Origin of the sequence: Pseudoalteromonas maris (genome assembly GCF_049257235.1) — a bacterium.
In the GTDB taxonomy this organism is placed as follows: domain Bacteria; phylum Pseudomonadota; class Gammaproteobacteria; order Enterobacterales; family Alteromonadaceae; genus Pseudoalteromonas.
On the sequence record NZ_JBMMUF010000003.1, the window covers coordinates 124,124 to 149,628 of the forward strand.

Below are 25,505 nucleotides of genomic sequence, written 5' to 3' on the forward strand. Positions count from 1 at the left end.
AGGGGCTTACAGCGAATTTTATTGTGCTCGAGTACGTCGTAATGAGCGCTCGATACGAGAGTGCTCTTTGGTTGCTTCCAGTAATGCTTCTTCAATAAACGCTAAGTGTGCATTACTGGCTAGACGTGCCTCTTCTGGACGACCTTCAATCACGGCATCCATTAACACCTGACGATGCTCAGCGAGTTGCTGAGAAACCGCGGTTTTCTTCAAAAGTACTTGCAAGTTTTGCAGTACATTTTGCTCCAACAAGGCTTGCATGCCGCGCACTAGGTGCAACAACACCACATTGTGCGACGCTTCAGCGATACTAAAATGAAATGCATTGATGGCTTTGGCCTTCGCTGACAAATCATCACTCGCTTGGGCAATCTTGTCGAAACTTTCTTTTACTTTCACAAAGTCATTTTGCGTTCCACGCAGCGCCGCATAGTACGCCGCAATCCCTTCAAGGGCATGACGAAACTCAAGTAAGTCAAACTGAGACTCAGGGTGTTTACTGATCAACTCAAACAGCGGATCACTTAACCCTTCTTCAAGCTGGTTTTTAACAAATGTGCCACCACCTTGACGGCGCGTTACTAAACCTTTGGCTTCCAGTTTCTGAATTGCCTCACGCAGTGAAGGTCGAGACACTTCAAATTGTTTTGCCAGCTCACGCTCCGGTGGCAATTTCTCACCAGGTGCCAGCGACCCCTCCAGAATCATGTTCTCAAGTTGCGCTAGGATCACATCTGAAAGTTTCGCTGCTTTGACTTTTAATGACATTGTTATTTTTAGCTTTGGGTAAATTGGTCATACCAAAAAGTGCAGATACGTTACCAGATTCACCCTAGGCTGTCAAAAATGCCGGTAAACGACTCAAAAAGTGTTCACTCAGTATGGAATATATGGACAAAAATTAAAGTCTTTTTCACATTGCAACAAATGGTCATACCAGTTAAAGCACCAATTTTTGACCATAAAAAAGCCCCCACACCATTGATGTAGAGGCTTTATCCACCTAAAACGACCGCTTAAGTGGCAGCTAACTATTTAAAATAGCAAGCTTATTTATTCATGAAGTCGATACCTTCTTGGATATCTTTGTTCAGAGTTGCAAGCATGTCGTCTTTTGCTTTTTGCTCGAACGCGCTTAGCTCACCGTAAGAAAGAAGCTCTTCAACACCGTTCTTACCTAAACGTACAGGCTGAGCGAAGAATTGTGCGTCTTCACCGTTACCTTCAACGTAAGCGTACTCAATTACTTCTTCGCCTTGCATACCTTTAACTAGAGAAAGGCAGAAACGCGCTGCTGCTGCCCCCATAGATAATGTTGCGCTACCGCCACCCGCTTTTGCTTCAACTACTTCAGTACCAGCATTTTGAATACGCGTTGTTAGTGATGAAATTTCCTCATCTGAGAAAGAAGCGCCTTCAACTTGTGAAAGTAGAGGTAGGATAGTTGTACCTGAGTGACCACCGATCACTGGTACTTTAACTTCACTTACGTCTAGACCTTTAAGTTCAGCAACGAAAGTCTCTGCACGGATAACGTCTAGCGTCGTTACACCGAATACGCGAGCTGGATCGTAAGTACCTGCTTTTTTGAATACTTCAGCAACGATTGGCACAGTGCCGTTTACTGGGTTAGTGATGATACCAACCATCGCTTTAGGACAGTTTTTAACGATACCTTCAGCAAGTGTTTGCACGATGCTTGCGTTTACGTTGAATAGGTCAGCGCGGTCCATGCCAGGCTTACGAGGCATACCTGCTGGAATTAAAACGATGTCACAACCACTTAGTGCTGCATCAAGGTCGTCTTTACCGAAACCTTTTACTGCTACTGCAGTTGGGATGTGTGATAGGTCTACAGCAACACCAGGAACAACAGGCGCTACGTCGTATAGCGACAGTTCAGAACCTGCTGGAAGGCTATTTTTTAGTAGTAAAGATAGCGCTTGACCGATACCACCGGCAGCACCTAAAACGGCAACTTTCATTTTAATTCTCCGTAAAATAACGAGACTAGTTTGTAGAGATTGGGTCGTGTGACCAATTGATGGCCATAAAGATAATGAAAATGGGCGCTAAAAACAAATTTATCGTCGTTATTTTGATGATAATCTCAACTATGGTCGTAAACTTAGGTGTAAACAGCAAGTCGTGATGAAATACACTCACTTCTTAGGTAGAATGTTTACAATTTATTGCAAAGAAGAATGACATTATGCAAGCGCAAGAAAAACAAGAAGCACTGGTCAAGGCATTCAAAGCCATCCTCAAAGAAGAAAATTTTGGCTCTCAAGGTGAGATAGTTGACGCCTTAAAAGAGCAAGGCTTTGACAACATCAGCCAGAGTAAAGTGTCGCGCATGTTGAGCAAATTCGGTGCAGTAAGAACGCGTAACGCGAAACAAGAAATGGTGTACTGCTTACCAGCAGAACTCGCGGTGCCAACGGCTAAATCACCATTACGCCAACTGGTGATCGACATCGTACACAACGAAATGATGATCATCATCAACACCAGTCCGGGTGCGGCTCAACTTATTGCCCGTTTACTGGACTCATTAGGCAAAGCCGATGGTGTACTGGGCACGATTGCTGGGGACGACACTATTTTTATCGCCCCTGCCAAAGTATCTGAAATCGATACCACGCTAGAGCGCGTGCGTAAGTTATTCGACAACGTCTAACTTTTTAAACTTTTAAGAAACTCGATTGAGGGAGCAAAAAATGCAGCTCCCATATCCGCCTGCGTAAAATCAAGCCACGCATCATAATGCTGGTGATCACCTAGTTGGCTTTTGAGCATCTGCGCAAATGCAGAGCCACTGGCCGAGCAGGTAACTGACAACATTCCTTGCTTGTTCATGCTACCAAATGGCATGCCTTGATGCAGAATAAGCGGTTCACCCTTTTCGTCTTTTAACTCAGTGCATACGGCATGGCTGTTGGCATTGAGTGGCATAAGTAGCTCACTATCCAAGCGCGTACGCCCCATCACCAGCTCTTGATCCTCAATGGATAATGCTTGCCACGCATTAAGATTATGGGTGAAACGTTGCACATGAATATAACTGCCTTGCACAAACTCTGCGTCGCCCTCATCAACCAATGCAGTGAGCATTTTTTGTCGACCGCGAGGTGTATCAGGGGCATAAACAAAGCCATTAAAATCACGGCCATCCAAAAATCGAAAGCAGGTGATCTCTTCCACTAATTCAACATCAGGGCTCAATACTTGCAAAACACGTTGGCCAAACAGGTGGTTCACGTCTTCTCTATCAGAGCGTATTTGGATGAATAAATCGAACGGTCTCACACCCACACTGTGATCAGCATTAGCAAAGCTTGGAAAGCTAGCCAGCTCACGGGGCATCCCCTGTGAGTAGAAATGAGGCCAATATTGCGCACCAATAGCAACAAAACTAGATACCATTGCCTCGGAAAAACGGTCGTCATATTCCGCTTGCAATTCAACTAGTTGTGCAATTTTGCTTTTAACCGTTTCATCATGTCCATCTAAGACATTAAAAAACAGATGCAGGCCATGTAAATTCGCCTGCGCACAAACGCCAGACTGCGCTTTAGGCATGGATGCTAAATTCCTTCGACTTTTATTGTTATGCGTGCTTTATCATAGCGCCTCTTGGTGCGATGAATAAGCGATTAATCAGTAAAGAAATTTACCGAGTGTGAGGTAATTGTAATCGATAGCTTTTGTGTCGGCAAAAACTCTTGTTCAGGTTGGCTTACGGGTACTTCAATTTCCTGCTCACCTACGCGCACACGATACACATATTCAGTGCCCACAAAACGCTTAGAAAGCACGGTCACTGTGCCTTTGTCATCAGCAACCAGATGTAAATCATGGGGACGTACATACAGCTGACCTTCTTTAGCCTTGGCGTTCACTGGCTGTAATGATTTGACCACGCCAAACTGTGTTTCGAAGTGATAGTCATCCTGCATGGTTGCATCAAGATACAAGCCATCCCCTAAAAACTCAGCAACAACGCGCGAGCGCGGGTGCCCGAATAACTCTTGTGGCGTGCCTTGTTGGGCAATTTTACCTTGGTGCATGACAGCCAATGTGTCAGCAAAAGCAAAAGCCTCTTCTTTAGAGTGCGTCACAAAAATAGCGCTAACCTGTTGGTCTTTAATGATACTGCGAATATCGGCAATTAACTGAAAGCGCACTTGATGGTCGATGTTTGAAAACGGCTCGTCGAGCAGTAATAAACTTGGCTTGTAAGCCAATGCTCGGGCAATTGCTACACGCTGCTGCTGCCCACCTGACAACTGATGCGGATAACGCTCAGCGCACTCTTCTAAGTGCACCAGCGCAAGCATCTCTGTGACGCGAGCTGCTTTTTCACTCTTATTTAAATCTGTTAGACCAAATGCAATGTTTTGCGCCACACTTAAGTGCGGAAACAACGCATAGTCTTGGAACATCATGCCCATGTTACGGTGCTGAGGCGCAATAAACTGCGACTCGTCACACAGAACTTTATCCCCTAAACGGATCACCCCTGATTGCAAACGCAATAAACCGGCAATGGCTTTGAGGGTCGTCGTTTTACCACAGCCACTGGCACCTAATAGGCAGAGAATTTCGTTATCACCTAAGCGCAAGCTCAGGTTATCAACTACCGCTCGCTCACTATAGTTAAAACAAATGTTCTCTAGGTGTAATTGCGCCGTCATCAGTGTTTATATTCCATTGAGCGGTTAATAAAATACAGCGGGATCAAACCCACAATAACAATAAAGAGTGCAGCCACTGAAGCAAGTTCAAGTTGCTCATCGCTAACATATTGGAACACATGCGTTGCTAAGGTTTCAAAATTAAATGGTCTAAGCAGCAGTGCTGCGGGCAACTCTTTCATGCATTCAATAAACACCAGCAAGGCTGCGGTGAGGATGCCGCGTCGTAAAATTGGAATGTGGACGCTCGTCAGTGTTTGTCTTGGGCTTCGCCCCATTGATTGACTCGCCATATCCAAATTAGGGCTGATGCGACTAAAGCTCGCCTCTATCGTGCCATGAGCAATAGCGTAAAAACGCACAATGTAGGCGAAGATAATGGCAAACAAGGTGCCGCTCAAAAACAGTCCAGGCTGCCACGATGATGAGTCGAACCACACATTTAACTTACCTTCAATAAACGTCAGCGGTAGCAATACAGCAATGGCTAACACTGTGCCGGGTAAAGCATAGCCCGTACTGGCCATGCGGCCCGGCCATAAACTCCACGCACTGGGCGTTAAGCGCTGAAAATAAACCACAAAAATGCTCAACACTATGGTGGCGAAGCTGACAATGGCCGACACTTTTAAGCTTTGCCACGCATACTCAAAAAAGGCGCTGTTCCACGCTTGTGTAAAGTAATCAATGGCATAACCAAGTAACACAAACACGGGTATAGCAAAGGCGATGAGCAAGATACTACTGGCAAATAAGGTAGCTGCCAGCGCCTTGCGTTTTGTTAGATAATACAGTGGTTCATGGGTAATTTGGCTCTGTCGTTCAAACACAGCCTGATTGCGTCGAGAGTAGCGCTCAACCATAATAGCGACAAATAATATGAGCAACATAATGCCAGATATCTTTGCCGCCGCGGTGAGTGAGTAATAACCAAACCAGGTGTCATACACTGCTGTTGTCAAAGTACTCACGGCAAAATAACTGACCGTGGCAAAGTCAGCCATGGCTTCCATGCTAATAAGTGCAATGGCCGCAGCAATAGCACCTCGTGCCAGTGGCAAACTCACTTTGAAAAAGCTTTGTATTGGCGATTGCCCCATGATGTGTGCGGCATGCACTAATTTCGGAGATTGCTCTTTTAGTGCGGTTTTAAAAATTAAAAACAGATAGGGATACAGCACCAGCGCAATCATTACAATTGCCCCACCTAAGGTGCGAATGTCAAAAAACCAGTAATCGTCAGGTGATTGCCAACCAAAAAAGTCGCGCAGAGCAATTTGTACCGGGCCGGCATAGTCAAATAAATCAGTGTAAACGTAGGCAATTAAATACGTTGGCATGGCTAGCGGCAGCATTAACGCCCACTCAAAATGCTTGCGCCCCGGAAACTCACAATTGGCAACGAGCCACCCCAATGGCAATGCAATTAAGCAACTAAGTAACGCCACCCCCAAAATAAGGATCAGGGTATTGCCGATGTAGTCCCACAGCACAGTATCCCACAGGTGTGCGAACACCTCAGGATCACTTTGTAAAGACTCAAATATAAGGAAGCATAACGGCAACGACAGGCCAAAGCCTGTCGCGCATGCTATTAGCTGCCACGAAGACAGCGAAAGCTTAAACTGCATTTATACCAATCAGTTATAGGTCGAATTTCACCTCATCTAGCAGTTTTAAAGCTGCTGGACGGTGCTTGCTGATTTCCGATAACGGCAGAGTATCTTCTTTGAACTCGCCCCAAGAAGCCACAAGCTCAGACAATGGCACGCCCGGCTTAACCGGATATTCCATATTCACAGAGGCATACATATTTTGCGCGGTATTGTCGGTCATAAACTCGATCAGTTTCAAGGCATTTTCAGTGTTTTTGGCATGCTTGGTGAGCACAACACCAGAAACGTTCACATGTGCGCCTCGGTCTTGCTGGTTCGGGAAGTTAATAAATACTGAGTCAGCCCATGCTTTTTGCTGCGGATCTTCAATCATCTTACCGAAGTAGTAGCTGTTACCGATCGCCACGTCACACAAACCTTCTTTAACCGCTTTAACTTGAGCGCGGTCATTACCTTGAGGTTTACGAGCAAGATTCGCTTTCAAACCTTCTAACCATGCTTTTGTTTGTTCTTCACCATGATGAGCAATCATAGATGCAACCAATGCGAGGTTGTAAGGGTGCTTACCTGGGCGCATACACACTTTGTTTTTGTACGCATCAGTAGCTAAGTCTTCATAGCGTAATGTATCAAGCTTACCAACACGATCTTTTGATGAATAAACATTACGAACGCGCTTTGTAAGAGCAACCCATTGCCCCTGCGGATCACGAAAACCTGCTGGGATATTAGCGTTAACGGTTTCACTTGCAATCGCTTGAGTTAAAGCCATTTCTTCTAGCTGCATTAAAGCGCTAAAGTTTGACGTTAACACGAGATCTGCTTGAGTGTGTTTTCCTTCACGCTTAAGACGCTCAATCAAGCCTTTTTTGGCAAACACGACATTGGTTTTAACCCCTGTTTGCTCAGTAAATTTTTCTAAAATTGGCTCAATTAGAAACGGTTGGCGAAAAGAATAAATGTTAACTGTTTCTTCAGCCATAGCTGCCGATGAGAACGCGGTAATGACAGATGCTAGCGCAAACCCCAGTGCTTTTTTCATTAAAGCCTCCAAACAAAGTTGCAAATAATAATAATTCTCAAACGCATCATACTATCAAAGTTAAAAATGTACAGTATTTAAAGCGAGTGATGTTTGCTAAGTGTTTCGCACTCCCCTGACGCTAATGGCTTCCAACTTAGCGCCACAACGTGTGAGAAATATCTCACATAGTGCGAAGCGATCACTCAAATACCCTCATGAAAAACCTTCCAGAATCACAACAAACTACTGATCTTTATCGCTTTTACCTTTCATTTCAATATTCTTACAAAATCCTGACCACTTTTTGCATACAGATCTCTTCGCCCGCATCTATTAAACTATACGGGTGGTTTGTAAGGGATACAGACCCCGGAGTTAAGGAAAACCAGTTCGCAAGGATGTGAATTTAAGCGGGATGCTTTTACTACATGGAATAGAGACACGGAAAGGTTTCTTACAGTAAGTGCAAGATGCACAACAGAGTATGGATGTTACTCAAGGATGAAAGAGGTTGGGTTCTCGAAGGAAAACTAACAGGATGTTAGCTCACAGGAAGTGATGGACTAATCCCAGACTTAAGGTATCAAAACGCGAACCAAAGATACCCTACTAATGAGTCGCAAGACAGGTTGTCACAGGAAAAGGACCAAGGATGAAACCGCAACATGTTGCGGAGGATCTTTCGCAGATCTTAGGGAGTTGAACTTGCTTCAATATCTGGCAGGATGCTAGAAAAATTCCGTCAGCGCGGCCTTTTAGGTCGCGTATTTTTTTGCCTATTTTTCAGCTCAAACTCCAGCGCAACAGCTATGGCTGCAAGCGCAAGCGGCGCGCCGCACAATAATCAAAGCACTAACCTCAGTAAAATTAGGCTCGATACGTTTATCGGAATAGGCAGTTGAAGATCTTACTTTATAAGGAAAGAGAGAAGCCTCTAATTCTGTAACTGTTGACTCAGTATCATGCATTGTACTTTCTTAGTAACGCTCGCATAACTGGCGAAATGTACTTGGCTAAAATTAGCGACGAAGGTGCTCAAACCAAGCGTCTTGCGTCCTATTTAGTAACTTCTACGGATTACCAAACCATTGCTTCATGATGCCAATATCATATTGTAAAAGCCAACTATTAAACTGTTTGTAGATTCTAGAAAGCATGAATTTATTGCTACCCACCAGATCCATACCTCTATCATCATATGGATGTGCCAAAACGCCTAGCTCCAAATCAAATATGTAAACGTCGAGCCAATAAGATGGGCTGATCCCTAGATCATTTGCCATTTTACCAAAGAGTAATTTATGGAGTTCGGTTTTAGCTATTTTGAAAAAAACGTAGTTTCGATGCCACTCCTCATCTTCGTCCCATTCACTGTATATGTACCTTATTTTTGGGAACTTGATTCCTAACTGTTTTAATTCACGAAACTGAGACAACTTTGATAGAAGAGAATCTCCAGCAAATGAGATACAGATTGAAAGTTCATTGTTCTTTTCGAATACAGTTTCGATAATTTCAGTACAACGCTCTAGAGCGGTTGTGAACATCGAAATATGAGAGTCATGCTTTGCAGCTTCCGACAACTCAAATCTTAAACAGTTTTCGTTGCTATAGAAAATCGCATGTTGGAAGGAATTCTTTCCAAATTTTTCGAATGCTTGCTGGATCATCCTTGAGCTCTCCAATACCCACATAAGGGACGGCGATGCGTGGGCTAAAATTGGAGCGAAGCGACAGAACCCACGTATTACTGCCTCAGCGAAGCTGGCTTAATGTGTTTGTTATACCTGTGTTTGCAACACCTTGGAACCACTCTTTATAAATGAGCTCGAATTACGGTTAACACAAGAATTTGAAAAAACACTGAAATCATAATGTGTTCTAGAAACCTCGTAGTACGATTGAACAGAAGCATTTTCAACGAAGACTAATAGAGTAACGCCATCGTTTACCCACACTGACGTCAATGATTCTAATTGCCATTCAAAACCTAGCAACTCTTCGGCAGCCTCATCAGTCGAATAAGGGCCGAGGAAACAAACTTTTTCCCAACTTCCGTCAACGTACTCGACTAGTTTTAACGGCTCTTTAGCGTAATCAAAATCTAAGCGCGGTGCCTCTGATTCACTGAAGGAGCACCCGTTCAACCCCAGAATTAAAACCGCCAAATAAAAATATTTCATAAGAAGGTATAACGCCGCCATAATCGGCGCGAGGAACGAGTGTCCGGCGACGAAGGAGTAAAATTCATGACCTTGTTATGCATACTTCTTAATCAAACCTTTGAACTCTATTGCTTCATTTTCATTCTTAAACGCAGAATTTGGAATGATAATCGCGTACATGTTATCTATGAACAAATAGTAATCTCCATCATTAACACTTATCGATTCAACAACCTTCCAACTAAAAAAAGAAGTAGCGCAGTCTTTTGATGCGTGTAGTCCATCTTCTTTCAACTCTACTGTACTCTCTGAAAGCAAAAAGCCATCCTCTTTGGGCAATGCATGCTTTTGAATTTTTAGCATCTCGTAAAAGTAAACACCAACGCCCACTAATATTGGCAATAAAACAACTACAGCTGTCGCAATATCAAAATCAAATCCCTTTGTACCAAGGGCTAGGAAAATAAACATGAAAACAATTGCCATTAATAACCAGATAGCAAAACTAGCTAAAAAAGACTTTTTTTCACTTTTGTTTCCTGAAGCTCGCTTTAACGCAAACTTGGTAAATTTCTTATACTCATCTTTTTGAATTCGAAAAGTAATCAACATCCTGTAATGCTCCCTCAAGTATGTATAACATTTTAGCAGTGCGCATACGAGTTTCCAAAATCTATCCATTAAAACACCAAGATCAGATATGATCTACTCCAATTTAAGGAAATACCCTAGCATTTCTTTAAATTGGAGTAGTTGGTTTGCCAAAGGTAATCAGACTACTAGGCTTGTTCACCCTCCTTGGCGGCAAAGCCTGACTGAGCGTTATCTTTCACCGCGCTTGCTCGCACGGCGTTGCTCATGGTTTTCCTTCATTTGAGCAAACTTCTCCTGCTGCTCTTCAGTGAGAATATTCCAGATTTGATGTTGCATCTTCACGCGTGCAACCTGATGTTGCAAACGCTCCTCTTGCTTTGAAGCTAGGAGTTCTTTAACGGCTTGTTCATCAAACTCTGCACTAGTGCGCACCAATGAATCCATACTGGCTTTCATTTCTCTGCGCCCACCTCGGTTCAATTCGCTTTTATGTTGCTCTCTTAGCGCTTTGATTTGTGCTTGCTGTTGTTCGCTTAAATCTAGCGCGCGCATCATACGTTCAGCGAACATGCCGCGCTGTTTATGCCCTTCGCCGTGGTGACCTGCCCAAGCAGCTGCCGAGCTTACGCTTACTGTTAATAATCCTGCAATTAGTAAGGCTTTAATATTCATACTCTTCTCCTAATTTTCCGTGGTTGGGAACTCTATTTGCAGACAAGTTTAGCGCTGGCAATGCAAAGCAACGTCAGGGCAGTGTAAAGGTTGTGTAAAGATGTCGCCGCCGGCGTGTGCGATCAGGTAGTATTAAACTATCAAAGCATTTAAGCAACGCATTGAAGTGAAAACGCAAATGAGAATTCTCTTAGTCGATGATGACATCGAGTTGGCCAATATGTTGAGCGACTATATCCAAAGCCAAGACTTTGAGGTGCACTGTGCGCACGACGGTGAACAGGGTCTTGAGCAAGCCCTAAATGGTCAATTTGATCTGGTGTTGCTGGATGTCATGTTGCCTAAAATCGACGGCTTTGAAGTGCTCAAACAACTGCGCACTCACTCTGTGGTCCCGGTCATTATGCTCACTGCAAAAGGCGATGATTTTGACCGCATTTTCGGTCTTGAACTCGGTGCTGACGACTATATTCCCAAGCCATTTAACCATCGCGAGCTTATCGCGCGCATTAAAGCCATCACCCGACGCATTGAACACATCAATAATAGCCAACCGCGAGCTGAGCTCGATTTTTCAGGGCTTTGTATTCAAATGCACAGTCGCTGCGCCACAGCAAATGGCCAACCACTGCATTTAACGGGGACTGAGTTTGCTATTTTGCATCTACTTATGAGCGAGCCGGGCGCCATTATTAGTAAAGAACAGATCAGTGAGCAGGTGTTAGGACGACGACTTGCCCCCTTTGATCGCTCAATTGATATGCATGTCAGTAATTTACGTAAGAAAGTAAGCGAGCATATAGAACAAGAACGTGTACGTACGGTGCGTGGCGCAGGTTATGTATTAGTCGGAGATAGCCACTAAATGCAGATGTTCAACAAACTCTACGTAAAGATTTTCCTGTGGTTTTGGCTAACATTGGCAGCCACCATGGGGTCGTTGGCAATGTTGACCTCAGTGAACTTCAGCGATATCAGCTATGAGCCGCTGCGCAAAGAAGACGCTCATAGCTTAAAGCGCATCGCCCACAGCTTAGAGCGCTCGGCCAAAAGAGAGACTCTAAGCGTGCAGCAGCTTATCGACAGACCGCGTCTTAAAACGCGTCGACAGCTGTATGTGTATTCACCGGAACTCGGCGAGGGCTATCGCAATTTCACTAGTGTCGATGAAAACGAGTTGAGCTTATTGAGCTTTCGTCTCGATATGCCGCCACAATTCATTTATCACCAGAACTTTCAAGCTTTTGGTCCTGAGCTTATCACTTTGCCTGAGGGCCAATATCAATTATTTGAAATAAGACGAGGCGGAACATTACCTTTTATGTTTCGCCTAAGGTTTGTGCCTAGCTGGGTCAAAGTCGCCGTTGCGATTGGTGCTTCGTTATTGCTGAGTTTTATATTTACGCGCACATTGATTGGCCCAATCAAATCTCTGCGCAGCAGCACCAATGCCATAGCAGAGGGCAATTTAACCGCTCGCGTTGGGCCATCGTACACCCGTAATGACGAACTAGGAGCGCTGGCAAAAGACTTTAATGTGATGGCACAACGCCTAGAAACGCTGGTGACTAGCCAGCGCTCTTTACTGGGCGATATATCCCACGAGCTTCGCTCTCCACTTACTCGCCTCTCTCTTGCCTGCGCAATGGCACAAGAACAAGAGCATGACCGCGTCGGCGAGCACCTTGCGCGCATTGACAAAGAAGCGCAAATATTAGACGCGATGATCGCACGTATATTAATGCTCTCTCGATTAGAAAATCGCCAGCAAAAGCTTGCTACAGAGGCTATCTCCGTCGATACACTTCTCACTCCCGTGTTTGAAAACGCGGTTTTTGAAGCGCAATCACAGCAAAAGACGCTGCACATTCCACATATTGATGCGCATAAAGTGATGAATATAGACCCACAACTTATCGCCAGCGCCATAGAGAACCTACTGCGTAACGCTATCAAATACGCGCGTAGTCACATTAAGGTTTCCTTAACTGTGAGCTCTCAGTTATTTGAGTTGACCATCCATGACGATGGCCCTGGCGTGCCTGAGCAAGAACTCGCCCACATCACAGAGCCTTTTTATCGTGTAGGCAGTGCGCGAGAGCGCCAAGGGGGTGGTACAGGCTTAGGACTGGCCATTGCCGATAAGGCAATTGCGGCGCACAAAGGGGTACTTTTATTGCAAAATCACCCACAAGGTGGTTTAGTAGCGAGAATTCAAATACCTACGAACTAATACTGAATGTTTTACTCCAGCGAAGCTTTGCTCCATAAAAACGATGAGGCCATTGCGCAATTTTGGCACACTGAGATGACCTCTGACTTTTTAGAAACAAAGCACGGTAAGCTTTTTTATGCCTATCACATACCTTACCAAGCTGACTTTGCCATTGTTATTAGTTCAGGTCGTATCGAGGCGGCGCAGAAATACCAAGAGTTGTTGTGGGAGCTAGCACGTAACAACATCGCGGTGTTTATCGTTGACCATCAAGGGCAAGGGCGTTCATACCGCCATTTAGACGACGCTCACCGCGGCTATGTTGGTCATTTTGATGACTACAAAGCTGATTTACATCAGTTTATTACGCAGGTAGTTAATCGTCATTGGCGCGCTAAGAAAGTGCTCTTAGGCCACTCTATGGGAGGCGCAATTGCACTGGATTATGTATGTACTCACCCTGAGCAGTTTGCAGGCGTCTTTTTAAGCGCACCGATGCTGGCCATTCACACGGGGTCCACCGCACCTTGGCTTGCCAAACTGTGGGCAAGTTCGGTGTGTACCTTCACGCAAGGTGATGCTTATGTACCCGGACACGGCCCCTATAACGCAGTGCCTTTTGCTGAAAATGAGTTAACCTCCAGTGCCGAGCGTTATCGCCGCTTTCGTGCGCTGTATGCCCAGCAGCCGGAGCTTCAGCTTGGTGGCGTAACCTACAAATGGCTCAATGCGGCGTTCAAAGCCATTAAAAAGCTTAAGAAAAGTAAGTGCCCAATCCCACTATTTATCGCCGCGGCGCAAAACGACACTGTGGTTGACACCGAACTATATAAAGACTTTGCTCATGCTCAACGCCAAGCCGTTTTAAAAACGTATCAAGGTGCTAAGCACGAGCTCTTGTGTGAACAAGATGCAATTAGGAAGGTGTTACTGCGTGACTTACTGAGTTTCGCCAAACACCTATAAATACTTCGACAAGTACTTCTTGTACATAGGATCTGAGAGCGCCAACTCACGCTGCTCTGCCATGATATCTTGCAGTATTTGCTTCGAAGTGAGTGGGTTTGCCAACACCACACGAAATACCACAGTAGGCTGATAACCATAAGCTTTAGGCGTCAGGCGGGTACGCGATACAAACGAGCGACCTGCTTCACGTTGGCGCTTTTGCATGCTAGCGGTAAAACGATTTAGCGCAGCGTAAATATCTAACTTGGTTTGCTCATCGGCCGTTTTCAACCGCTGTTGAATTGCCTTGGGGATAAAGCGATAAGTCAACAAGCACAGTTCAGGCTCAGAGACCAATTCAAAATCTTCATCGGCTTTGATGAGATCGGCAAAGTAACGCGCCTTTTCCAAGCTTTTATCAATCAGCATTTCATAGCCTTTGCGGCCAATGATCCGCAAACACGCATGCACCAGCATCGCCATGCCCGGGCGACTGCCCTCCAGCGTATGACTTCCTAAGTCTTTTGAACCTTTACGCAAAATATATTCAGCATGATGTTCAATCGCGTCAGTCGCACTTGGGTCTTTGAACAGCACCACCCCAGCGCCCATAGGCACATACATTTGCTTATGCGCATCGATGGTGATGGAGTCAGCTCGTTCTATACCCCTAAGCAGATGACGTGCATTGTGCGATAGCAAGGTAGCACCGCCCCATGCAGCATCAACGTGAAAGTGACAGTCAATCTCCGCGGCTAAATCGGCCATGTCTTGAAGCGGGTCGATATTGCCCGTCTCCGTGGTCCCTGCCACACCCACAATCGCCATCACCTTGATACCCTGAGCTTGCAGCGCGAGCGCTTCTTTGCGCATGGCCTCAACGTCAACACGGTTATTTTCATCTGTCGGGATGGAGATAAAGTTGTCTCGGCCAATACCGAGTAAATCAGCTGATTTACCTAATGAGTAGTGACCACGCTCAGACACCAGTACTGCCAAGCCTTTGTAGCCATAGTGGAACATAGCGGCAACAAGCCCTTGAGCGCCAATACCTTTAAAGTCCCCTTCAGGTTTCAATAGGCGGTTGCGGGCAATCCACAGCGCGGTGATATTAGCTACTGTGCCACCTGAGCAAAACGCCCCTAAAGATGTTTTGGCACTGTGCATCCACTTATCGTAAAACGCTTCATCTCGCTCATAAGCCATGTGATGCAACATACCAATAACTTGGCGCTCCAATGGCGTAAACGCTTTAGAGGTTTCAATTTTTACTAGGTTTTGGTTTAGCCCTACCATGAGTTTTGATAGCGGCAGGACGAAATGCGGCAACGCTGACGTCATGTGGCCAATAAAACTTGGGGCTGCGGTGTGCACAGAGTGTGCAACCAACTTTTCCATGATGTCTTGAGCATGAGCGCTAACAAACATAGGTTCTTCTGGGATCTGTGCAGACTCGAAGTCTCGCTCGATCTCATGCAACGGCTTTTCAACAGCCGCAATATTCTCATTTAGAAAGCCGGCCAGGTTACTGGATATTTCGGCTTCTATTTTGCTGAGCGTTGAGTCCGGCGCTTCAGGCACCGTAAAGACGCGCATCAAACTCTGTTCTGATGCTACGGCAAAACGCTTATCACTCATGACGTACCTAATTGGGTTGGCTTGAATACAAAGAATGTGAACCCTTGCTCACATCAAATAATTGCTTCAGGCGGTTCAATTTACTAGCGCTCACTTTATAGCAATCCCCTTTGAAAGTCTTGCAGCTTTATAAAACGAGCATGAATTTTTACGACAATCGCACCACAAATGGCGACGTTGAGCCGATTTTAAGGGTGATGAGTCGACTCAATGCACTCTCACAGGTCGACAATCAGACGGTAGCTTTTTTGGCCACTGGCCCAATATTTTCGCTCAAAAGGCGTAATCGACGTGTCGCTCGCATACTCATTTACCTGCGTTGGGTGTCCTGCCAATTGTAGAGCACGGGCAAATTCACGTACATAGATATCCCAGTTACTACGCACTTCTAGCTTGCCGCCTAGGGCGACAATGCTTGGAAATATTGGTGCTCCATGCCAGCGACGTTGCAAATGCTTGGCTTTGGGCCACGGGTTTGGATATAGCAAATAATGATGCGTTGGTTGCCACTTAGCCTGCACAGCCAAACGCCAGAAGTCATTTAAATCCGCTTGCACCAAGATGTATTTGGCATCGTCGTCTTGACGATATTGCACATCATGCTTGTCCAATCGGTGCGCCGATTTATCTATGCCTATCACCAAGGCTTGTGGGTGCAAACGAGCAAGGTTGGCGGTACTTTCACCGACTCCGCAACACGAGTCGAGAATAATCGGCCCCGAAAACGCCTGCACCTTCTCGTTCACTTCATCAAAAGCAGCTTGCGTGTGTGCGGCAATGGGCTTTTTAAACTCAGCCTTTAAGTGTTTATTCACCACCTCATCGAGCTTGTCATGCAAGCTCGGCTGGTTTGATTCTATGGCTCTTGAATTTGCTTCACTCATCAGTGGCGTAACCCCACACCTTTGCGAATTAAGGTCAGTGCCACTGTAAATAACACGGTGATAAAGACAAGCAGTACGCTAAATGCAAACCAGATGTTGACGTCAGATACCCCTAAAAAGCCAAAACGAAATGCATTAACCATGTAAATGATTGGGTTGAGCTGCGACACGCCTTGCCAAAACTCAGGCAACAAGGTGATAGAGTAAAACACGCCGCCCAAATAGGTTAAGGGCGTGAGCACAAAGGTCGGGATAATACTAATATCGTCAAAGCTGTTCGCATACACGGCATTGATAAGGCCACCCAAGGCGAAAACTGCCGAGGTAAGGATCACCGTTGCGATAATCACAAAGATATTATGTATCTGAATATCAACGAAAAACAACGACACCAAGGTGACAATAAAGCCTACCAACATGCCGCGCGCCATACCGCCGCCCATATAACCCAGCACGATAATATAGTTAGGTACAGGAGCAACGAGTAGTTCCTCAATACTCTTTTGGAATTTGGTGGAATAGAAGCTCGAGGCCACATTAGAGTAGGAGTTGGTGATCACCGACATCATGATCAAACCCGGAACAATAAACTCCATGTAACTAAAACCGCCCATTTCGCCGATACGAGAGCCAATGAGACTACCGAAAATGACAAAATACAGAGTCATAGTAATTGCTGGCGGAACAAGGGTTTGCACCCAAATTCGCAAAAAGCGAATACACTCTTTTATCCAAATACTCTTTAGCGCGACGCCATATTTCAACATTGTTTACTCCCCTCGCCCTTGATTTAACAAGCCCACGAATAACTCTTCCAATCGGTTTGCCTTATTACGCATACTTAATACGGTGTTGCCTTGCTCACTCAACGCGCTAAACACACCGTTAAGGCCTTGCGATTTTGCCACTTCCACTTCTAAGGTGTGCTCGTCACTCATGGTGAAGGCATAACCCTCAAGGGTCACTGGCTGCACTGGCTGTTTTAAATCCAGCACGAAGGTTTCTTTATCTAACTTAGCAAGTAGCGCCTTGATTGTAGTGTGTTCAACAATGATGCCTTTATCGATAATGGCAATGTTCTTACACAGCAACTCTGCCTCTTCAAGGTAGTGCGTGGTCAGAATGATGGTGACACCTTGCTTATTGATTTCGCGCAAGAAGTCCCACATAGAACGGCGCAATTCGATATCCACTCCCGCGGTAGGCTCGTCCAAAATCAACAGTTTTGGTTCATGCATCAGGGCACGAGCAATCATCAAACGACGCTTCATACCACCGGATAAGGTGCGTGCTGCTTTGTCTTTTTTATCGAGTAAACCCAGCTGAGCTAGGTATTTGTCAGCCCGCTTATGTGCCTCTGCTCTTGGCACACCATAATACCCTGCTTGGTTGACCAAAATTTGCTGCAAGGTCTCAAATTGGCTGAAGTTAAATTCTTGTGGCACCAAACCTAGCTCCGATTTGGCCGCCTCAAGATGGGTATCGATGTCGTGGCCAAACACCTCGACTTTGCCCGAGGTTTTATTCACCAGTGAGGCTATCACGCCAATCGTAGTCGACTTACCGGCGCCATTAGGGCCGAGCAAGGCAAAGAAGTCGCCCTGCTCTACTTGTAAATCAATGTCTTTGACGGCTTCTACGCCATTTTTGTAGGTCTTCTTTAACCCTTGAATATTCAATGCAATGGTCATTTACTTCTGCTCTCCATAACCCCAGCGTGAGGTAAGTGTTTGCGCTATGCCCAAATGGTCAAGAATACGTGCGACCATAAAATTAACTAAGTCATCGATAGACTCAGGTTGATGATAAAATCCCGGCGCGGCTGGCATAATAGTGACGCCCATGCGCGCTAGTTTGAGCATGTTTTCGAGATGGATTTCACTAAAGGGAGTTTCTCTTGGAACTAAAATCAGTTGCCCACGTTCTTTAATCACTACATCCGCAGCGCGTTCCATTAGGTTATCCGACGCACCAGTAGCGATGGCAGACACCGTACCTGCACTGCATGGACATACCACCATTTTCTTTGGCGCCGCAGACCCTGAAGCCACTGGGCTAAACCAGTTATCTTTACCAAACACACGTAACTGACCGTGTGCGGCACCAACCAATTCGCTTAGTTGTTCAGTCGCCTTGTCTTCATTGCCAGAAAGCTTAATGCCTGATTCGGTATCGAATACGACGCGGGCGGCACTGGAGATCAACACAAAAACTTGGTGTCCTTGCTCAATAAGCACCTGCAGTAACTTCAACCCATAGGGGGCTCCCGAAGCGCCGCTAAACGCAAGGGTAATAGGTTCTTTGTATGTACTCATGATATTTCCTTTTGCGCCAAAGCATCTAGCAGCTTTTGATGAATGCCACCAAAGCCACCGTTACTCATTACCAATATATGGCTATTCGGTGTAGCGTGTGAGACTAAATCATTAACCAACTCGTCGATATCACTGTGGCAACTTGCCCCCGCTTGCTGGGCTTGTTGTTGCAAAGACCAACCAAGATTAGGTGGCTCAAATACAAACACGTCATCTGCTGTTTGTAGTGACGCTAGCAAGGTATCTTGGTGAACGCCCATTTTCATGGTGTTCGAGCGCGGCTCTAATACGGCAATGATGCGCTCATCCCCTACTTTAGCACGTAGCCCAGCAAGTGTTGTTGCGATTGCCGTTGGGTGGTGCGCAAAATCATCGTATACATCAACATTGGCCACCTTGCCTTTATGCTCCATACGGCGTTTTGGAGAGATAAACTCAGCCAAAGCGGCAATACTACTGGCTACCGGAATACCGACATGACGGGCCGCAGCTATGGTCATCAACGCGTTTTTCACATTGTGCTCACCAATCGCGTGCCAGCGCACCACACCCTGGGGTTCACCTGCAAACAAGACGGTAAACTCGCTGCCATCGGCCTTGATTAATTCATAATCCCACTGCGTTTTTCCTAAGGTTTCTTGTTCACTCCAGAAACCTTTTTCAATCACTTCAACGAGCGCGTGATCGTCACTGGGATAAATTGCTTTTCCAGATGCAGGTAAGGTACGCAGTAGATGATGGAATTGAGTTTGAATTGCGCCAAGATCGGCAAAAATATCAGCGTGATCAAATTCCAAGTTATTTAGAATGAGCGTACGAGGCAGATAGTGCACAAACTTGCTGCGCTTATCGAAAAAGGCGGTGTCATATTCATCTGCTTCGATAACAAAGAACGGCGTTTGCCCCACGCGTGCGGAAATACCAAAATTTTGCACTACTCCACCGATAAGAAAGCCCGGTTTTAAGCCTGCATACTCAAGCACCCACGCTAACATGCTGGCGGTGGTCGTTTTTCCATGAGTGCCTGCCACAGCAAGTACCCAGCTATCACGTAAGATGTGCTCTTTTAACCACTCAGGGCCCGAGGTATAGCGTAGCCCCTTCTCTAATACATATTCAACACATGGGTTACCGCGGCTCATGGCATTACCAATGACCACCACATCTGGCGCAGGGTCTAACTGGGCAGGATCGTAGCCTTGCACGAGTTCAATCCCTAACTCTTCAAGTTGTGTGCTCATCGGCGGATAAACGTTCTGATCAGAACCAGTAACGTGATGCCCAAGCGCCTTAGCTATGGCTGCTATACCACCCATAAAGGTGCCACAAATACCGAGAATATGTATGTGCATAATGACTTCCAATACAAAAAATAAAGCCGCTCAAAGCAAAGCTCTAAGCGGCTGTATATGATGCCAAATTTAGCTCAACCAATCTAGCTAGATAGGCGAACCTGGTGGCATAGGCAATGGCTTGAAGCTCTGAGTCCACTGACCCGTTTCTAAAAACTGATTGATTGCGTCTGCTAAGTGTTGCTTAAACGCGCTCTCTCCTGAGCTTACGCTGCCTAGCAGCTTGTTCTGACGGTAATCACTGGCAACTCGCTGCAGATAAAACTTAAACTGCGCTTGTACCTCAGGTGCTACTTTGTCGCTGGCAACCAGTTGTGCAAAGTGCTGCGCCGTCAACCATTGAATACGATGCTGTACTTTTGCTTCCATGTCATTGGCATGTTCGTTATCGAAAATACGCTCTACAACAGTATCAAGTAGTGCATCAAGACTGTAGGCAGAAGATGAGCGTGCACCTTGCTGCGCCAAACGATTAACACGCTGCGGATGTAATAGCAGAGTGAGTGTGTGATTCGCGGCCACTTCAGGTAAGGCTAGCGCGTCAAGGGTAATCCCCGTGCGCCCAACCACGCTCTCACGCGTAGTGTATTCGCCGTAGGCTTTTGGTGGGATGAGTGCGACGATGGCCTCAGGGATTACGAGCTCATTGGCCTCGAGGGTTTTCAACAAGGCAGCCACCGCTTGGCGCTGTATTTGCGCGTCAACAATCTGTGTGCCTTTGCTTGGCTCTGATGTGCGTACTTCGTAGCTGTAATCTACACCTGCTACCAGCTTCACAGCCGCCTCAACTTGATAACGATGGAACAAATACAGTGGTACTAACACCTCTTCAAGTTGTGACAGCGATGTGCCCGCCTTGATATTTTCGCTACCAAATCGTGCCAATGCCTTCGCTCGCATATCGAGCACACGCTCAAGCTCTGCTGCTGGGTCCTCTCCGTTATCCCAAAGATGCGCACTTGGGTGCGCGCCGCCTTGCGCTCTGGCGTCACGGTCAGAAATAAATTCCAAGCCTAGCTCTTTGTTTTGCGATAGAATTTTTGCAAGTTCTTGCGCTTCATCTTGGTTGCGCAAGTCGCTATATCCGTACTTAATTACTTGCTCATCCCACAGTCCCATGCCTTTGGCATAGCCGAGCGACGTATCAAGCTCACCTTGCTCATTTAAGCTAACTAATGGGTGAGGATAATCCATCACCGATGCTCGCGCTTTAGGTGAAGCTGCAAAATTATGTGCAATGCCCAGTGTATGGCCAATTTCATGTGCACTGAGCTGACGAATTCTGTCCAGTGCCATAGCTTGCAGCTGCGTAGCAACCTCATCACCCTGCGCATATGGAGCCGCAAGCGCCTCAGCAATTAAAATATCTTGGCGTACACGCAATGAACCTAATGTAACGTGCCCTTTGATGATTTCACCGGTGCGAGGGTCAATCACGGAGCTGCCATACGACCACCCTCGGGTTGCTCGGTGCACCCATTGAATCACGTTAAAACGAATGTCCATTGGATCGGCGTTATCAGGCAATACTTTTACTTGGAAAGCGTTTTTGTATCCTGCTTTTTCAAATGCCGAGTTCCACCAGCGAGCACCATCAAGTAGCGCTGTTCGCACTGGCTGTGGCACACCTGGGTCAAGGTAGTAAATAATCGGTTTAACAGGCTCACTCACTGCCTGCTTAGGGTTTTTCTTCACTAAACGGTGACGCGGAATATAGCGAACAAACATACTCTGCCCTAACGGCGCAGAGTAGTCTTTGTGCTCAATGCTCCAATAACCAGACTCTGGGTGAAAGGCGCGAGGCTGATAACCATCGTCAGGCAGTTCAATAAGAGAATGATGCATGTTTACGCTAATTGCATAGGGATCAGCACTGACCTGTTTTACATATTCACCTGGATTTTTGCCTGTAAAAGTGACCACCGCTTCAAGTTCGGTATTTTTCATAAACGACTTAGTACGCGGCATGTACACCGCGCTGCGGCTGGTATCAAGGCTGTAGTTACCCTGTTTGCGCGCGTCTAGGGTGCGGCTCACACCATGGACGTCACTGAGCAAATACGGAGTGTAGTCAATCAGTACCCGCGTATCGGTTAGCGCCTGTACTTCAAAGCCAAATAAAATACTCGATGCAAAGGCTTCACTGATACTTTGTTGCTCTGCTTGGTTTTCACTTGAAGCACGGTAATAGGTGTTCAACGCACGCAGCATGACCTTATTGCCCATACGCTCAAACTGAGCAAGGTATGTACTCCCTAATTGACCTCTATCAAGGCCAATGTCATTTGAGCCAATACCATGAGGCAAACTCTGTTGTAATAGGAAAGGCGCTTTGATTTTATCAACCTCAAGGTAGATCTTGCCCTCGTCGTTGGCGTAATAAAAGGTAAAATAGCCCGGATATTTGCTCATATTTTGAGTAAATTGGCTGATAGACTTAATTGCTGCGTGCGCTTGAGTTATCATAGGCAGCAACAACATAAACATGACGATGCGAATTATCTGCTTAGTTGGCATAGTTTTCACTTTGTTGTTATCGGTATTGTTATTTGGAGCGATTGTTATGCATTGAGTATATCCCTATGTATACAATCTACAACCACTTAGCGATAAACATATAGCGTATTCTAAGCGGTACTCTCTCACTCTAAAAACCGTTTAGAGCCCATATACTTAGGAACAAATTAGCATGCGACGACTCCCACCGGTATTGCTTGAAGACGGTTGCTCACACGACCTAGTCTCACTCATTCGTACCATTTTGGCAGCGTGTAAAGAAATCTCTTTTCGTGTTAGCCAAGGCGCACTCTCTGGCGTATTAGGCTCAACCCTTGATGAAAATATTCAGGGCGAAACACAGAAGAAACTCGATGTACTGTCTAATCAACTACTTAAAGATATTCTGCTTGAGTCAGGATATGTTAAAGCCATTGCATCTGAAGAAGAACCAGACACTGTTGCTGGTAATCCTGATGGCCAGTATATCGTTGCCTTTGACCCGCTTGATGGCTCATCCAATATTGATATCAACTCGTTAGTTGGCACTATCTTCTCCATCATGCAGGTACCTAAAGACGCAGATGCAAACGATCCGAATATCTTTTTGCAAAAAGGTGATCAGCAGGTAGCCGCTGGCTATGTGCTGTATGGGCCATCGACTATGCTGGCACTGACCACAGGTAAAGGTACCCGTATCTTTACCCTAGACAAGACTCATGGTTCGTTCTTGCTTACCACTGACTTTGTTCAGGTACCTAAAACAACGCGCGAGTTTGCCATTAACGCATCAAATCAGCGTCACTGGGAACCCGCAATGAAAAACTACATTGCCGATTTGCTTGCGGGTGAGACAGGCCCACGAGGTGAAAACTTCAATATGCGTTGGATTGCAGCCATGGTAGGTGATGTGCATCGTGTACTTACACGCGGTGGGGTGTTTACTTACCCTGCTGATACCAAGAATCCTGAAAAGCCATACAAATTACGCTTGTTGTACGAAGCAAACCCAATGGCGATGCTGGTAGAGCAAGCCGGAGGCGTTGCCTCTACAGGTTATGAGCGCATCATGGACATAGAGCCAGAGCAAATTCACCAGCGTGTTGCGGTGATTTTGGGTTCAAAAGATGAAGTGGAAACCTGTTTGAGTTACCACGCTTAACATTGAAAAAAAGGCAGTGAGTTCACTGCCTTTTTCAAATCTTGTTGTTATCCCAAGGGCAAATCATGACGCGCTCCCCATTCACTCCATGAGCCGTCATATACCTGCAAGTTTGTGTATCCACATTCATACGCTGCCAAAGCCAAAATACAGGCAGTGATCCCAGAGCCACAACTAAATTGAAGGTTTTTGACTGGGGCTGTTATTAACAGGGCTAACTTGTGTTGTAGTTCAGGTTTATCAATCAACGCGCCATCAACAATGATGTCGGCGTAAGGCAAGTTCTTAGAATTAGGAATATGCCCTGATCGCATACCCTCGCGAGGTTCGCTCGCTTCACCACTAAAACGACCTGCAGGACGTGCATCTAATAACAGCGTCGCTTCATCATCTATCCCTTTGAGCACCTGCTCGGTGTTGATAAACAAACCTGCAATTGGCTGAGCGTTAAAATTGCCCCGTTGCGGCGACTCGCTCCATCCTTGTTGCACTGGATACTCAGCATTGCGCCATGCTGGCAGACCCCCTTTGAGTACTTTGACGTTGTTAAAACCAAATGCTTTAAACATCCACCAAGCACGAGCTGCGCTGAACAACCCTTGGTCGTCATACAAAACCACTTCAGAGTCTTGATTCACTCCAGCAAGTTGCATCTGCTGCGTAAACTGCTCGGCACTGCACAGGGTGTTGGGCCACGGACTACAGGTATCGGCTAGCGCCGTTTTAATATCGAAGCGCTGCGCACCTTTGATTACTGCACCGGGGTGGTAATCACCCGTTTTCCCCGGCATGACCATACCCGCATCAAAAATGACAAGATGCGGGTCATGGAGACGCGATGATAGTTGCTGCGCTGATAGTTGTTCAGACATACTTTATTCCAACCTAGTCAATTCTATTCCATTACATCAGCACGTAATTACGATTTACGATTATTGCGATAAGTGAGCTCAAATAGTTTCGCTTCTTTTAAAAAGCTATACATTGCATTAATCATAGAATGCACAAAACCTCTTACTCCAGATTTATAGCTCTTTTTAAGAACATACATTTTTATGAATGTAAGCGGAAACACAAGCAGCAGCTTCGCAATCGAGGGAGTCGCACTCGCCTCAAATTTTTCACTGGCTTTTAACCCCGAATAACAATTTTGTTTGTACATGTAAAACTCGGTGCTGTTATAACCATAGTGATAAACCAAGTTACTTAGGTGTGCAAGTCGAGCTCCTGAGGGTAATTGAATGTTTTCATGCACCTTTCGATGCAGGGGAAATTGCGCCTGTGAGCGTTTAAATATTCGAGTTATTGAACGTTTTTTACTTTTAGGGTGCATAGGCGCTCCCCAAAACTCATCTTCAAAATACATTCGAATAGCGTCATAGTTGCCACTGTCAACAATTGATTGGACTTCACTTACACATTCGGCACTGAGTATTTCATCACCATCAACATTTATAACCCAGTCATTACGACATAAAGACATCGCATAGTTTTTTTGTTTAGCAAAACCTAACCATGGCTGATGATAAACTTTAGCACCACATTCCTTAGCAATCGCGACGGTGTCGTCCTCACTACCGGAGTCGACAACAATTACCTCATCAAATTCTACAAGCGCTTCCAATGCTTCCCTTATGTGGGCTTGTTCATTACAGGTGATCAAAAATGCACTAATTGGAGTTTTCATATGCCTGTTACCACTTTATGGATATGAATTACGCGTAAAA

Annotated in this window: 24 protein-coding genes; 5 read left to right on the forward strand and 19 right to left on the reverse strand. The window is 45.7% G+C overall.

The window, feature by feature from the left end:
• Positions 1 to 18: 18 nt before the first annotated feature.
• Together pdhR and mdh are read right to left on the reverse strand one after the other, a co-directional pair.
• Entirely contained in the window at positions 19 to 768 is a 750-nt protein-coding gene (gene pdhR, locus AAEU32_RS05470; protein ID WP_421969518.1) for a pyruvate dehydrogenase complex transcriptional repressor PdhR, read from the reverse strand.
• Positions 769 to 1,049: 281 nt separating this feature from the next.
• Positions 1,050 to 1,985 (reverse strand): malate dehydrogenase, encoded by a 936-nt coding sequence (mdh, locus tag AAEU32_RS05475; RefSeq protein ID WP_421969519.1) that lies wholly within the window; start codon positions 1,983 to 1,985, stop codon positions 1,050 to 1,052.
• Between the two features lie 227 nt (positions 1,986 to 2,212).
• On the opposite strand from mdh, the gene argR reads away from it, so the two are divergent.
• Positions 2,213 to 2,680, forward strand: a complete 468-nt coding sequence (gene argR, locus AAEU32_RS05480; RefSeq protein WP_421969520.1) for a transcriptional regulator ArgR — start codon at positions 2,213 to 2,215, stop codon at positions 2,678 to 2,680.
• Here argR and AAEU32_RS05485 read toward each other — a convergent pair.
• From AAEU32_RS05485 to AAEU32_RS05520, 8 genes are all read right to left on the reverse strand, one after another.
• Complete coding sequence (locus AAEU32_RS05485) at positions 2,677 to 3,582, reverse strand: Dyp-type peroxidase (RefSeq protein ID WP_421969521.1); 906 nt, start codon at positions 3,580 to 3,582, stop codon at positions 2,677 to 2,679. The genes argR and AAEU32_RS05485 overlap by 4 nt on opposite strands.
• Positions 3,583 to 3,656: 74 nt before the next feature.
• Positions 3,657 to 4,697 (reverse strand): ABC transporter ATP-binding protein, encoded by a 1,041-nt coding sequence (locus AAEU32_RS05490; protein ID WP_421969522.1) that lies wholly within the window; start codon positions 4,695 to 4,697, stop codon positions 3,657 to 3,659.
• Positions 4,697 to 6,328, reverse strand: coding sequence for an ABC transporter permease (locus tag AAEU32_RS05495; protein WP_421969523.1), 1,632 nt, complete (start codon positions 6,326 to 6,328; stop codon positions 4,697 to 4,699). The genes AAEU32_RS05490 and AAEU32_RS05495 overlap by 1 nt, the downstream gene beginning before the upstream one ends.
• Before the next feature lie 13 nt (positions 6,329 to 6,341).
• Complete coding sequence (locus AAEU32_RS05500) at positions 6,342 to 7,355, reverse strand: Fe(3+) ABC transporter substrate-binding protein (RefSeq protein WP_421969524.1); 1,014 nt, start codon at positions 7,353 to 7,355, stop codon at positions 6,342 to 6,344.
• A 1,052-nt stretch (positions 7,356 to 8,407) separates the two neighbouring features.
• Positions 8,408 to 9,007 (reverse strand): DUF3885 domain-containing protein, encoded by a 600-nt coding sequence (locus tag AAEU32_RS05505; RefSeq protein ID WP_421969525.1) that lies wholly within the window; start codon positions 9,005 to 9,007, stop codon positions 8,408 to 8,410.
• A 111-nt stretch (positions 9,008 to 9,118) separates the two neighbouring features.
• Positions 9,119 to 9,541, reverse strand: a complete 423-nt coding sequence (locus AAEU32_RS05510; protein ID WP_421969526.1) for a hypothetical protein — start codon at positions 9,539 to 9,541, stop codon at positions 9,119 to 9,121.
• Between the two features lie 54 nt (positions 9,542 to 9,595).
• Entirely contained in the window at positions 9,596 to 10,114 is a 519-nt protein-coding gene (locus AAEU32_RS05515; protein ID WP_421969527.1) for a YcxB family protein, read from the reverse strand.
• 210 nt (positions 10,115 to 10,324) lie between these two features.
• Positions 10,325 to 10,768, reverse strand: a complete 444-nt coding sequence (locus tag AAEU32_RS05520; RefSeq protein WP_421969528.1) for a Spy/CpxP family protein refolding chaperone — start codon at positions 10,766 to 10,768, stop codon at positions 10,325 to 10,327.
• A gap of 178 nt (positions 10,769 to 10,946) precedes the next feature.
• Between AAEU32_RS05520 and AAEU32_RS05525 the strand changes: the two genes are divergently transcribed.
• From AAEU32_RS05525 to AAEU32_RS05535, 3 genes are read left to right on the forward strand one after another with little or no spacing between them, the layout of a single operon-like run.
• Positions 10,947 to 11,633, forward strand: a complete 687-nt coding sequence (locus AAEU32_RS05525; protein WP_421969529.1) for a response regulator — start codon at positions 10,947 to 10,949, stop codon at positions 11,631 to 11,633.
• On the forward strand, positions 11,634 to 13,001 hold the full coding sequence (locus AAEU32_RS05530) for an ATP-binding protein (RefSeq protein ID WP_421969530.1): 1,368 nt from the start codon (positions 11,634 to 11,636) through the stop codon (positions 12,999 to 13,001).
• A gap of 6 nt (positions 13,002 to 13,007) precedes the next feature.
• On the forward strand, positions 13,008 to 13,949 hold the full coding sequence (locus tag AAEU32_RS05535) for an alpha/beta fold hydrolase (protein WP_421969531.1): 942 nt from the start codon (positions 13,008 to 13,010) through the stop codon (positions 13,947 to 13,949).
• On the opposite strand, the gene panP is transcribed toward AAEU32_RS05535, so the two are convergent.
• The 7 genes from panP to AAEU32_RS05570 form a co-directional block, all read right to left on the reverse strand.
• The gene (gene panP / locus AAEU32_RS05540; RefSeq protein ID WP_421969532.1) at positions 13,944 to 15,569 is read right to left on the reverse strand and encodes a pyridoxal-dependent aspartate 1-decarboxylase PanP; all 1,626 of its coding nucleotides are present in this window, start codon (positions 15,567 to 15,569) and stop codon (positions 13,944 to 13,946) included. The genes AAEU32_RS05535 and panP overlap by 6 nt on opposite strands.
• A 218-nt stretch (positions 15,570 to 15,787) precedes the next feature.
• Positions 15,788 to 16,453: a tRNA (guanine(46)-N(7))-methyltransferase TrmB gene (gene trmB, locus AAEU32_RS05545; RefSeq protein WP_421969533.1), complete on the reverse strand. Its 666-nt coding sequence runs from the start codon at positions 16,451 to 16,453 to the stop codon at positions 15,788 to 15,790.
• The gene (locus AAEU32_RS05550; protein WP_421969534.1) at positions 16,453 to 17,220 is read right to left on the reverse strand and encodes an ABC transporter permease; all 768 of its coding nucleotides are present in this window, start codon (positions 17,218 to 17,220) and stop codon (positions 16,453 to 16,455) included. Before AAEU32_RS05550 ends, trmB begins: the two co-directional genes overlap by 1 nt.
• Before the next feature lie 3 nt (positions 17,221 to 17,223).
• Positions 17,224 to 18,144, reverse strand: a complete 921-nt coding sequence (locus AAEU32_RS05555; protein ID WP_421969535.1) for an ABC transporter ATP-binding protein — start codon at positions 18,142 to 18,144, stop codon at positions 17,224 to 17,226.
• A complete protein-coding gene (locus AAEU32_RS05560) occupies positions 18,145 to 18,768 on the reverse strand; it encodes a flavin prenyltransferase UbiX (protein WP_421969536.1) in 624 nt (207 codons plus the stop codon).
• Positions 18,765 to 20,120 carry a UDP-N-acetylmuramate:L-alanyl-gamma-D-glutamyl-meso-diaminopimelate ligase gene (gene mpl / locus AAEU32_RS05565; RefSeq protein WP_421969537.1) on the reverse strand — a complete coding sequence of 452 codons (1,356 nt, stop codon included), beginning with the start codon at positions 20,118 to 20,120 and terminating at the stop codon, positions 18,765 to 18,767. Before mpl ends, AAEU32_RS05560 begins: the two co-directional genes overlap by 4 nt.
• Positions 20,121 to 20,207: 87 nt before the next feature.
• The gene (locus AAEU32_RS05570; protein WP_421969538.1) at positions 20,208 to 22,637 is read right to left on the reverse strand and encodes a zinc-dependent metalloprotease; all 2,430 of its coding nucleotides are present in this window, start codon (positions 22,635 to 22,637) and stop codon (positions 20,208 to 20,210) included.
• 172 nt (positions 22,638 to 22,809) lie between these two features.
• Between AAEU32_RS05570 and AAEU32_RS05575 the strand changes: the two genes are divergently transcribed.
• The gene (locus AAEU32_RS05575) at positions 22,810 to 23,778 is read left to right on the forward strand and encodes a class 1 fructose-bisphosphatase (RefSeq protein WP_421969539.1); all 969 of its coding nucleotides are present in this window, start codon (positions 22,810 to 22,812) and stop codon (positions 23,776 to 23,778) included.
• Between the two features lie 47 nt (positions 23,779 to 23,825).
• Here AAEU32_RS05575 and AAEU32_RS05580 read toward each other — a convergent pair whose 3' ends face one another.
• Together AAEU32_RS05580 and AAEU32_RS05585 are read right to left on the reverse strand one after the other, a co-directional pair.
• Positions 23,826 to 24,650, reverse strand: coding sequence for a sulfurtransferase (locus AAEU32_RS05580; protein ID WP_421969540.1), 825 nt, complete (start codon positions 24,648 to 24,650; stop codon positions 23,826 to 23,828).
• 47 nt (positions 24,651 to 24,697) lie between these two features.
• Positions 24,698 to 25,465 (reverse strand): glycosyltransferase family 2 protein, encoded by a 768-nt coding sequence (locus AAEU32_RS05585; RefSeq protein ID WP_421969541.1) that lies wholly within the window; start codon positions 25,463 to 25,465, stop codon positions 24,698 to 24,700.
• Positions 25,466 to 25,505 lie beyond the last annotated feature (40 nt).

What these genes read in the sequence shown, in the direction of transcription:
- AAEU32_RS05550 (WP_421969534.1), bottom strand. Translation starts at nt 17,220, where the DNA reads ATGTTGAAATATGGCGTCGCGCTAAAGAGTATTTGGATAAAAGAGTGT.
- AAEU32_RS05525 (WP_421969529.1), top strand. Translation starts at nt 10,947, where the DNA reads ATGAGAATTCTCTTAGTCGATGATGACATCGAGTTGGCCAATATGTTG.
- AAEU32_RS05505 (WP_421969525.1), bottom strand. Translation starts at nt 9,007, where the DNA reads ATGATCCAGCAAGCATTCGAAAAATTTGGAAAGAATTCCTTCCAACAT.
- AAEU32_RS05530 (WP_421969530.1), top strand. Translation starts at nt 11,634, where the DNA reads ATGCAGATGTTCAACAAACTCTACGTAAAGATTTTCCTGTGGTTTTGG.
- panP (WP_421969532.1), bottom strand. Translation starts at nt 15,569, where the DNA reads ATGAGTGATAAGCGTTTTGCCGTAGCATCAGAACAGAGTTTGATGCGC.
- AAEU32_RS05500 (WP_421969524.1), bottom strand. Translation starts at nt 7,355, where the DNA reads ATGAAAAAAGCACTGGGGTTTGCGCTAGCATCTGTCATTACCGCGTTC.
- AAEU32_RS05570 (WP_421969538.1), bottom strand. Translation starts at nt 22,637, where the DNA reads ATGCCAACTAAGCAGATAATTCGCATCGTCATGTTTATGTTGTTGCTG.
- mpl (WP_421969537.1), bottom strand. Translation starts at nt 20,120, where the DNA reads ATGCACATACATATTCTCGGTATTTGTGGCACCTTTATGGGTGGTATA.
- AAEU32_RS05490 (WP_421969522.1), bottom strand. Translation starts at nt 4,697, where the DNA reads ATGACGGCGCAATTACACCTAGAGAACATTTGTTTTAACTATAGTGAG.
- AAEU32_RS05555 (WP_421969535.1), bottom strand. Translation starts at nt 18,144, where the DNA reads ATGACCATTGCATTGAATATTCAAGGGTTAAAGAAGACCTACAAAAAT.
- AAEU32_RS05495 (WP_421969523.1), bottom strand. Translation starts at nt 6,328, where the DNA reads ATGCAGTTTAAGCTTTCGCTGTCTTCGTGGCAGCTAATAGCATGCGCG.
- AAEU32_RS05575 (WP_421969539.1), top strand. Translation starts at nt 22,810, where the DNA reads ATGCGACGACTCCCACCGGTATTGCTTGAAGACGGTTGCTCACACGAC.
- AAEU32_RS05580 (WP_421969540.1), bottom strand. Translation starts at nt 24,650, where the DNA reads ATGTCTGAACAACTATCAGCGCAGCAACTATCATCGCGTCTCCATGAC.
- AAEU32_RS05485 (WP_421969521.1), bottom strand. Translation starts at nt 3,582, where the DNA reads ATGCCTAAAGCGCAGTCTGGCGTTTGTGCGCAGGCGAATTTACATGGC.
- AAEU32_RS05585 (WP_421969541.1), bottom strand. Translation starts at nt 25,465, where the DNA reads ATGAAAACTCCAATTAGTGCATTTTTGATCACCTGTAATGAACAAGCC.
- AAEU32_RS05510 (WP_421969526.1), bottom strand. Translation starts at nt 9,541, where the DNA reads ATGGCGGCGTTATACCTTCTTATGAAATATTTTTATTTGGCGGTTTTA.
- AAEU32_RS05515 (WP_421969527.1), bottom strand. Translation starts at nt 10,114, where the DNA reads ATGTTGATTACTTTTCGAATTCAAAAAGATGAGTATAAGAAATTTACC.
- AAEU32_RS05520 (WP_421969528.1), bottom strand. Translation starts at nt 10,768, where the DNA reads ATGAATATTAAAGCCTTACTAATTGCAGGATTATTAACAGTAAGCGTA.
- mdh (WP_421969519.1), bottom strand. Translation starts at nt 1,985, where the DNA reads ATGAAAGTTGCCGTTTTAGGTGCTGCCGGTGGTATCGGTCAAGCGCTA.
- argR (WP_421969520.1), top strand. Translation starts at nt 2,213, where the DNA reads ATGCAAGCGCAAGAAAAACAAGAAGCACTGGTCAAGGCATTCAAAGCC.
- AAEU32_RS05535 (WP_421969531.1), top strand. Translation starts at nt 13,008, where the DNA reads ATGTTTTACTCCAGCGAAGCTTTGCTCCATAAAAACGATGAGGCCATT.
- trmB (WP_421969533.1), bottom strand. Translation starts at nt 16,453, where the DNA reads ATGAGTGAAGCAAATTCAAGAGCCATAGAATCAAACCAGCCGAGCTTG.
- AAEU32_RS05560 (WP_421969536.1), bottom strand. Translation starts at nt 18,768, where the DNA reads ATGAGTACATACAAAGAACCTATTACCCTTGCGTTTAGCGGCGCTTCG.
- pdhR (WP_421969518.1), bottom strand. Translation starts at nt 768, where the DNA reads ATGTCATTAAAAGTCAAAGCAGCGAAACTTTCAGATGTGATCCTAGCG.